The sequence below is a fragment of the Salibaculum halophilum genome (assembly GCF_002094885.1).
In the GTDB taxonomy this organism is placed as follows: Bacteria; Pseudomonadota; Alphaproteobacteria; order Rhodobacterales; family Rhodobacteraceae; genus Salibaculum; species Salibaculum halophilum.
On record NZ_MSIT01000042.1, the window covers coordinates 1 to 1,492 of the forward strand.

Here is a 1,492-nt window from a genome sequence, read left to right on the forward strand (position 1 = left end):
CCCCCCGATCTTGGCGTGGAGCTCCTTCACCTGCTCCTCGTCGATCTCGGGTCTCTTGCGGCCTCCGCGCTCGAACACGCCGGACGCGCCTTCGAGCAGGGCTCGCTTCCAATGATGGATCATCGTCGGATGCACTCCGAACCGGCTTGCCAGCTCGGCGGCCGTCTCCTCGCCTTTCAGGGCTTCCAGCGCGACCTTGGCCTTGAACTCAGGCGCATGCTGCTTGCGTTTCGACATCTCTGATCTCCTTCTTGTCGAAGATCAGCAGACTGCAAATCGTAGCTTATGTCAGTGTCCGAATTTCGGGGGGTAGCTCAGACACCGCCCATCCGCTGCGCGGGAAACGAACGGCAGGTGTGGGCCGATGGCCGAACTTGGCTCCCATCGCAGCGAAAGACAGCTTCCCGCTCGTCCCACCCTGAAAAAACCGACTTAGCCTACAAAACGGCACTAGATGGCCATAGGCCATGGTATTGGTCGGTTTTGTCAGCGACCAATATGGCCTGAAGGTGGGCTGCCGCCCCCCCGACCTCACGGCGCGGGCGTCAGGACTTTGGGATTGACCGCGTAGAGCCTGGCCGGCCTGCCGCCGCGGGGCCCAGCCTCACCCTCTAACTGTCGGATCACGTCAGCCCCGACCAGGACGGCCAGCGCCGGGTTGAGCTCTGAGGCGGTAGTCAGCCCTTACGGTCCAGGCGCAGCACGTCGCGCGTGGGAAAGCGCTCCCAGGCCTTGTCGCGGGTCACTGCCAGGAGGTGCCGGGAGGCGTGTTCAGCCTTGGGCAGGCTGGCATCCGCATAAGCGCGCCGGGCCATCGGTAGAGCATAAGTTTCCATGAAGTGCGCCGCCCGATCAAACGCGTTCTCCTCGATTTCGGTGGGCTCAAGGCCCCGGCCTGTGAGCCAGTCGAGATAGGTCAGGATCAATGAGAGACGCACGCTGAGGCCCGGCAGCTTGCCTATGAAGGGCAGCAATAGCCCGTCTGCGTCGCGCTCCTCGGCTCGCAACGCGTGGCGGAATGGGTCTAGCCTGTTCCGCGCGGTGTCCGAGAAGGGCACAATCCAGGGGCGCATCTCGTCGCGCTCATCGGTGGCCATGCGCAGCCAGTGAAGCCGCGTCAGCGCGGTTTCGATGACGTCTTCCTTGGGCAGTCTTTTGGGGCGGCAGATCGGGACAGGATCGGGCCACAGGGGCAGGAGGCGGGCCAGCAAGCCGTCATCATCGGACTTTAACAACAGTGTCCGCAACCTGTCAGGCTGAATGCCGCCTACGACCCCGATGGAAAGCCGGTCCACATGAACCGGTGGGCGCCCCATGCGCTCTACGGGTTGGCTGCGCCCGCCATAGGCGCCGAGCCAGAATGGGTGATCAGACCCGCCGCCTGAATAGCGTGTCATGCCCTGTAGCCCGCCCGCCAGTTCATCACGGGTCAGGAGCGTGCCGCGCGGTTGTTCGGCAACGATGCCGGTGGTTGCGGTCGTCCATTTGGGCG

Annotated in this window: 2 protein-coding genes; both read right to left on the reverse strand. The window is 64.1% G+C overall.

Annotation, left to right across the window (positions count from 1 at the left end; translation table 11 throughout):
• Positions 1-237, reverse strand: a 237-nt coding sequence (locus BU124_RS15090) for a transposase (RefSeq protein ID WP_084864193.1), incomplete at its 3' end; no start/stop codon positions are given.
• 440 nt (positions 238-677) lie between these two features.
• A partial coding sequence (locus BU124_RS14010) for a DUF3987 domain-containing protein (RefSeq protein WP_143530018.1) occupies positions 678-1,492 on the reverse strand: 815 nt, incomplete at its 5' end.